This window comes from Phenylobacterium sp. CCH9-H3 (assembly GCF_001557235.1).
Taxonomy (GTDB): domain Bacteria; phylum Pseudomonadota; class Alphaproteobacteria; order Caulobacterales; family Caulobacteraceae; genus Phenylobacterium.
The window spans coordinates 1-6,903 of record NZ_LSJI01000159.1; the positions used below are offsets into that span (position 1 = coordinate 1).

7 protein-coding genes are annotated in these 6,903 nt (G+C 70.3%); 2 read left to right on the forward strand and 5 right to left on the reverse strand.

The window, feature by feature from the left end; genetic code table 11:
* Together AX721_RS13995 and accC are read left to right on the forward strand one after the other, a co-directional pair.
* The coding region (locus AX721_RS13995) for a biotin/lipoyl-containing protein (protein ID WP_304440892.1) at positions 1-289 on the forward strand (289 nt) is incomplete at its 5' end.
* Positions 290-293: 4 nt separating this feature from the next.
* The gene (accC, locus tag AX721_RS14000; RefSeq protein ID WP_068876608.1) at positions 294-1,643 is read left to right on the forward strand and encodes an acetyl-CoA carboxylase biotin carboxylase subunit; all 1,350 of its coding nucleotides are present in this window, start codon (positions 294-296) and stop codon (positions 1,641-1,643) included.
* Here accC and AX721_RS14005 read toward each other — a convergent pair.
* The 5 genes from AX721_RS14005 to AX721_RS14025 all read right to left on the reverse strand — a co-directional run.
* The gene (locus AX721_RS14005; RefSeq protein ID WP_197422579.1) at positions 1,640-3,343 is read right to left on the reverse strand and encodes a Na/Pi cotransporter family protein; all 1,704 of its coding nucleotides are present in this window, start codon (positions 3,341-3,343) and stop codon (positions 1,640-1,642) included. The genes accC and AX721_RS14005 overlap by 4 nt on opposite strands.
* The gene (locus AX721_RS14010; RefSeq protein WP_068876609.1) at positions 3,340-4,698 is read right to left on the reverse strand and encodes an ATP-binding protein; all 1,359 of its coding nucleotides are present in this window, start codon (positions 4,696-4,698) and stop codon (positions 3,340-3,342) included. Before AX721_RS14010 ends, AX721_RS14005 begins: the two co-directional genes overlap by 4 nt.
* Positions 4,695-5,366 carry a response regulator transcription factor gene (locus AX721_RS14015; RefSeq protein WP_068876610.1) on the reverse strand — a complete coding sequence of 224 codons (672 nt, stop codon included), beginning with the start codon at positions 5,364-5,366 and terminating at the stop codon, positions 4,695-4,697. The genes AX721_RS14010 and AX721_RS14015 overlap by 4 nt, the downstream gene beginning before the upstream one ends.
* Before the next feature lie 18 nt (positions 5,367-5,384).
* On the reverse strand, positions 5,385-5,885 hold the full coding sequence (locus AX721_RS14020) for a PepSY domain-containing protein (RefSeq protein ID WP_068876611.1): 501 nt from the start codon (positions 5,883-5,885) through the stop codon (positions 5,385-5,387).
* Between the two features lies 1 nt (position 5,886).
* The coding region (locus AX721_RS14025; protein WP_156467177.1) for a glycosyltransferase at positions 5,887-6,903 on the reverse strand (1,017 nt) is incomplete at its 5' end.

Consider the following 6,903-nt stretch of genomic DNA (forward strand, 5'->3'; position numbering starts at 1 on the left):
GGCGGGGGCCCCCGCCCCGGCCCCCACGCCCGCCGCCGCCCCGGCGCGCGCTGGCGGCGATGAAGTCAAGTCGCCCATGGTGGGCACCATCTACCTGCAGCCCAACCCCGGCTCGCCGGCCTTCGTGAAGGTGGGCGACACGGTCGAGGCCGGCCAGACGCTGTTCATCGTCGAGGCGATGAAGACCATGAACCCGATCCCCGCGCCGCGCGCCGGCAAGGTGGTGGAGATCCTGGTCGACGACGCCCAGCCCGTGGAGTTCGGTGAACCCCTGGCCATCATCGAGTAGGGCCATGTTCGACAAGATCCTGATCGCCAACCGGGGCGAGATCGCCCTGCGCGTCCACCGGGCGTGCAAGGAGATGGGCATCTCCACCGTCGCCGTGCACTCCGAGGCCGACTCCAGCGCCATGTGGGTGCGGCTGGCGGACGAGAGCGTCTGCATCGGCCCCGCGCCCGCGGCGAAGAGCTACCTGCACATCCCGGCCATCATCGCGGCGTGCGAGATCACCGGCGCCCAGGCGGTCCACCCGGGCTACGGCTTCCTCTCGGAGAACGCCCGGTTCGCGGAGATCGTGACCGCGCACGGCTTCACCTTCATCGGCCCCAAGGCCGAGCACATCCGCATGATGGGTGACAAGATCACCGCCAAGCAGGCGGTGAAGGAAGCCGGCATCCCCGTGGTGCCCGGCTCGGACGGCGCCATCACCACCGAGGAGGAGGCCATCGCCGCGGCCCAGGAGATCGGCTTCCCGGTGCTGATCAAGGCGGCGGCCGGCGGCGGCGGGCGCGGCATGAAGGTCGCCAAGACCCCGGACGACCTGATCGAGGCCGTGCAGACGGCGCGCTCCGAGGCCAAGGCCGCCTTCGGTGACGACGCGGTCTATATGGAGCGCTACCTCCAGACCCCGCGGCACATCGAGCTGCAGGTGGTGGCCGACAGCCATGGCAATGTCGTGCATCTGGGCGAACGGGACTGCTCCCTGCAGCGCCGCCACCAGAAGGTGCTGGAAGAAGCCCCCTCCCCGGTCATCGACGCCGCCGCCCGCGCCAAGATCGGCAAGGTGGTGGTCGATGCGGTCAAGGCCATCGGCTACCTGGGCGTCGGCACGATCGAGTTCCTGTACGAGAACGGCGAGTTCTTCTTCATCGAGATGAACACCCGCCTGCAGGTGGAGCACCCGGTCACCGAGGCCATCACCGGCATCGACCTGGTGCGGGAGCAGATCCGCATCGCCGCAGGCCTGCCGCTGTCGTTCACGCAGGAACAGGTGATCTTCGAGGGCCACGCCATCGAGTGCCGGATCAACGCGGAGAACCCGAAGACCTTCGCCCCCTCGCCCGGCCTGGTCACCGACTTTCACGCCCCGGGCGGCCTGGGCGTGCGGATGGATAGCGCCCTCTACGCCGGCTATTCGATCCCGCCCTACTACGACAGCCTGATCGGCAAGCTGATCGTCCACGGCCGCGACCGGGAGGAGTGCATCGCGCGCCTCAACCGCTGCCTGGGCGAGATCGTGGTGGGCGGCATCGACACCAACATCCCGCTGTTCCAGGACCTGCTCCACCAGGAAGACATCCTGAAGGGCGACTACAACATCCATTGGCTGGAACGGTGGATGGCGAGCCAGGCCGCAAGCTAGTTCGCGCTCTTGAGGCGGCTGGGAAGCAGCTCACCGCCGGTGCGCAGGATCGGATAGGCCGCGGCTTCCACCAGGTGGGAGTTGATGCGCTTGAGGTCCCGCAGGGCGTCCAGGTGCAGCGAACTGGTCTCGACGGTCCGGGCGTTGCCCGAGCGCAGGCGATCGAAGTGGGCGGCCACGCCCTCGGCCTCGATGCCCCGGAAGGCCTCCTTCTCGGCGACCAGGGCGCGGGCCGTCGACGGGTCGCGGTTGAGGAACAGCGAAGCGGCCAGCCGCACGTTGGCGATCAGCCGGTCGACCAGCCGCACCAGTTCGGCTTCTCCCTCCGGCGAGAACGAAACGCCTCGTGTCTGGCGGCGCTCGGCCACGCTCAGCAGGTCGCGGGCGATCAGGTCGCCGGCGTGTTCGAGGTTCACCGCGAAGGTCAGCACCTCGGTCTGCCGCTCGATGTCGGCCGATTGCTGACGCTCGACCGGGATCGACAACACATAGCCCTTGATGGCGCTGTTGAGGCCATCGAGCACATCGTCGAGCTGCTGGGTCTTGGTGATGGCCGAGCGCTTGTCGGACTGCAGCGCCTCCCGCAGGCCCTTCAGCATGCCCTCGACCGTGTCCGCCATGCGCAACGCCTCACGCGTGGCGAGCGCCAGGGCGACCTGCGGCGTCTCGCGGGCGTGTGGGTCGAGATAGATCGGCGCGCCGGGCCGGGTCTCCTCCGCCGAACTGGGCAGCATCCGCTCGATGAGGGCGGCGTAGGGCTTGAGGAACGGCAGGAAGGCCAGCGCCAGGACCAGATTGAACAAGGTATGGAAGTTGGCCAGCGCCCGCGCCGGATCGGGGCCAAGGTGGACGACATGCTGCGCCGCGTAGCCGAACGCGACCATGGCCGCGGCCAGCCCGAGGAGCCGGTTGAGGAAGTTGCCCAGCGGCAGCCGGCGGCTCGCCGGATCGGAGCCTGCGCCGCCCTCCAGCAGCGGATTGATCGCCGAGCCCAGATTGGCGCCCAGCACCAGGGCCACGCCGGTCTCGATGCCGACCACGCCCTTGGCCGCCAGCGACATGGCCAGCAGCACCGTCACCACGCTGGAATGCGCCGCCCAGGTGAACAAGGCCGCTCCGATCACCACGAGCGGAGTGTAGTCGCCCAGCCCGCGCAGCGCCTGGCCCAGGCCAGGTCGGGCGACGAGCGGCTCCAGCAGCTGCAGGAACTGGTGCAACGACATCAGAACCAGCCCCAGGCCGATCAGGACGCGACCGAAATCGTGCGGCCTGTCCTGCCAGCGGCGAAACAGGGTCACACCCGCCAGGACCAGGATCGGAGCCAGCACGGCGACGTCGAACGACAGCGCCTGGACCACCAGAGTGGAACCGACGTTGGCGCCCAGCATGACCGCCAGGGCGGGCGCCAGCTCGACCAGCCCACCGGCGGAGAAGGCCGTGAGCATCAGGCCCGTGGCCGTGCTGCTCTGCAGGGCGACCGTGACGGCGGCGCCTGCGGCGAAGGCATGGATCCGGGTGCGCAGAGCGCCCGCCAGGAAGTGACGCAACTTCGGGCCGAAGGTGCGTTGCACGCCGGTCTGGACCATGTGCACGCCCCACAGGAGCAGGGCGGCGAAGCCGGCGAGTTCCAGGATGACGACCGTGGTGTCGATGGCGACCTCCGGACCGTCGATCAGACGACGTCCGCGGACGGGTATCAACCCCGGAAGCGGATGACGACCTGCAACCCCGGCCCCGCGTCCTCCAGCCGAAGCTCGGCCTGATGCCGCTCGGCCGCGGCGGCGACCAGGCTGAGACCCAGTCCGAAGCCCTCGGCTCCGCCGCCCGGGCTGCGATAGAACCGCTCCAGCACGCGGGAACGTTCTTCGGGCGGCACTCCCGGCCCGTTGTCGGCCACCGTCACCACCACGCTGCCGGCCGCAGCCTGCGCGTCCAGCCGCACCGTTCCGCCGACCGGCGCGAACTTCACCGCGTTGTCCAGCAGGTTGCTGACCATCTGGAACACCAGGTCCCTGTCCCCCTGAATGGCCAGACCCGGCGCGATGGCCACGGCGAAGTCCTGGCCCCGGTCTTCGGCCGCCGGCCTGTGGAGGTCGGCCACGTCTTCCAGCAGGGCGGAGAGATCGATGCGGACGCTCTCGCCGGGCGGCCCGCTCTGCAGCCGGGCGATCCTCAGCAAGGCGTCGAACATGGACTGGAGGCGCGCCGCCTCTTCCAGCGCCTCGCCCGCGCGCGCTCTCGCCTCGTCCGGATCGTCGCCCGCCGCCGCCAGCTCCTCCAACTCGGCGCGCAGACGGGTGAGCGGAGTGCGCAGCTCGTGAGCGATGTTGTCGGAGACCCGGCTGATCGATGCGACCAGCCCCTCGATCCGGGCCAGCATCTCGTTCAGGGTCGCGGAGAGCTGGTCGAAGTCGTCGCCGCTGCCGTGCAGGGCCACGCGGCCCGACAGGTCGCCGGCGATGACGGCGCGCGCGGCGCGGTTGATGCGGTCCAGCCGCTGGGACACCGCGTAGGTCATCACCAGGCCGCCGATCAGCCCTAGCGCCAGGCTCATCCCCGCCCCCCAGGACAGGGCTTCGAAGATCAGGTCCTCACGCTCGTCCAGGTCCTCGGTGTCCAGGCCCACGAGCAAGCGGTACCCGCCCGGCAGCGCCAGGTCGCGGACGACGGCCTCGTGCTCCTCCTCGGTCCCGGTGGCGTAGGTGCCGAACTCGTAGCGCACCCATTCCCCGCCGCGGACGGACGGCCAATCCGCGAGGTTCGCCGCCACCACGGCGCCGTTGGGCGCGATGAGCACGTGATAGGCCAGCCGCCCGCGGGCGGCGGCCGAGCGCCGTTCGAGCGCGCGGATCAAGGCGTCACGGCCTTGGGCGCGGTAGACGGCGACCAGGGCGTCGCTGTCGCGCGTGATCGCCGCTTCGACCTGCCCCAGCGGCCGCCAGACGCCGCCCACATAGGTCACCGCGAGCATGATCCCGACCGAGGCGCAGAACAGCGCCATGTAGACCAGGGTCAGCCGGAGGGTCAGGCTGCGGAGGACGCCGGGCCAGATCATGCGCGCAGGGCGTAGCCCATGCCGCGCACGGTCTGCAGCAGCGGCGGGTCGAAGTCCTTGTCGATCTTGGATCGCAGCCGGCTGACGTGCTGGTCGATGATGTTGGTCTGGGGATCGAAATTGTAGTCCCAGACCGCTTCCAGCAGCATGCTGCGGCTGACCACCCGCCCGGCGTTGCGCAACAGGTACTCCAGGAGGGCGAACTCCCGGGTCGTCAGGTCGATGGCCTGCCCCCGCCGGGTGACGGTGCGGGTGATCAGGTTCATCTCAAGGTCCGCCAGACTGAGCTCGGTCGTCTCCTGGACCACGCCCTTGCGCCGCCCCAGCGCCTCGATCCGCGCCACCAGTTCGGAGAAGGCGAAGGGCTTGGTCAGGTAGTCGTCGCCCCCGGCCCGCAGCCCCTTCACGCGGTTGTCCACGTCGCCCAGGGCCGACAGGATCAGCACCGGCGTCCCGTCACCCGAGGCGCGCATGGTCTGCAGGATCTTCAGCCCGTCCACGTTGGGCAGCATGCGGTCGAGGACGATGACGTCGTAGGTCTCGGCGGCGACCTGGAAGAGCGCCTGTCGGCCGTCGGCCACATGGTCGACCAGCCAGCCTTCGCCCTTCAGGCCCTTCACCACATGGCCCGCGACCCGTTCGTCATCCTCCACGACCAGCACGTGCATGGCTTGCTCCGAGGCGGATCAGTCACCGATCAGCGGCGTGATGGCGCCGGTGCGAACGTCGACGAGCACGTCGCGGTCCTGGGCGCCGACCAGTTCGACCTCGTAGTAATGCCGGCCGCCGCGGCGCTCCAGCCCGATCTCGGCGACCTTGCCCTTGGTGGCCTCCTCGACCATGGCGATGGTCTGGCTGAGCGTGCGCGGCGCGATCTGCGCCGCCTTCAGGTTCTCGCCGACGATCGGCAGGCGGGCCTTGATCGGCCGCGACTGATGCACCAGCCGGCCGCTGTTGGCGTCGACACGCACCTGGAGCGGCTTTCCGTTCTTCACCAGCTCGATCTCGTAGACCATGTCGCCGAGATCCATGTCGAACTCGGCGTCATAGGCGCGGGCGCCCAGCTCGCTCTCGGCCGTGGCGACCGCCTGGGCCAGGGAGATCTTCGGCCGGACCACCTGGGCGGCGGCCGGGGCCGCCAGAACCGCGACGGCGCCAGCGGCTAGAAGGATGTTGCGAATAGTCATGTCAGTACTCCGTGTTCGTCCCCCGCAGTCCATCGGATAGCGGCCGCAGATGGCCGGCCCCTTCGGCCTGCATTTGAATTTCGTCATGTGCCGAGCGGGCGCCGGCGACGATGCGGCACAGGCGGTCGACGACCGCCTCGAGCCGGAAGGCCTGGGCGCGAGCGCCCGGCAGGATCCGGCTGGCGGGCGCGAGCTGGCGCGCGAGGCCGCGGGCGAGGTCCGCGGGGTCCTTCGGGTCGACCAGCACCCCATAACGGCCGCCCGCCAGCACCTCGGCGGCGTTGCCCGCGGTGCGGGAAGCAACCACCGGCACGCCGCAGGCCAGGGCCTCGAGCAGGCTGTTGGACGCGCCCTCCCAGAGGGATGGCAATACGTAGGCCGCCGCCCGCGACATCAAGGGAAAGGGATTTGCGGTCTCGCCGTCGAAGCGGACCGCGTCGCCGAGCCCCAAGGCGCGGGCCCGGCCTTCCAGCGACGCCCGCCGCTCCGACGCGCCGCCGCCGAGCACCAGCAGCCGGGCTTCTGGCCGCCGCGCGCGCACCAGCGCCAGGGCGTCGACCAGGGTCTCGTAGTTCTTCTGGGCGTGCAGTCGGCCCACGGCGACCAGGAATGGGAGACCGTCGTCAAGCCAGGGGTGGCGTATGCGCTCGCTCGCGCGCGTTCTGATGGCCTCCGCATCGACGCCGTTCGGCAGGATATCCACCCGCCGATCGCGACGAGCGCGGCGGAACGGTTCGCGGGCGGCGATGGCGGCCGACACACAGAGGACCCGGGTCGCGTCGGCGGCGATCAATCGCAGGCCCAGGTTTCGAATACCGCTGCGCACCGGGTCGCGGCCCCCGTGGGCTGGCTCGTTGCTGATCCGATAGATGCGGGGCGTGTCCGGCAGGCCCCGCAGAGCCGCCCAGGCCGCCAAATGGGCGTGGTTGCCCATCGAGACCACCACCGAGGGGCGCACGGTGTTCAGATGGCTGGCGAGCGCGGGGACCGCCCGGGCGAGCGCCAAGCCGCGCGGGCC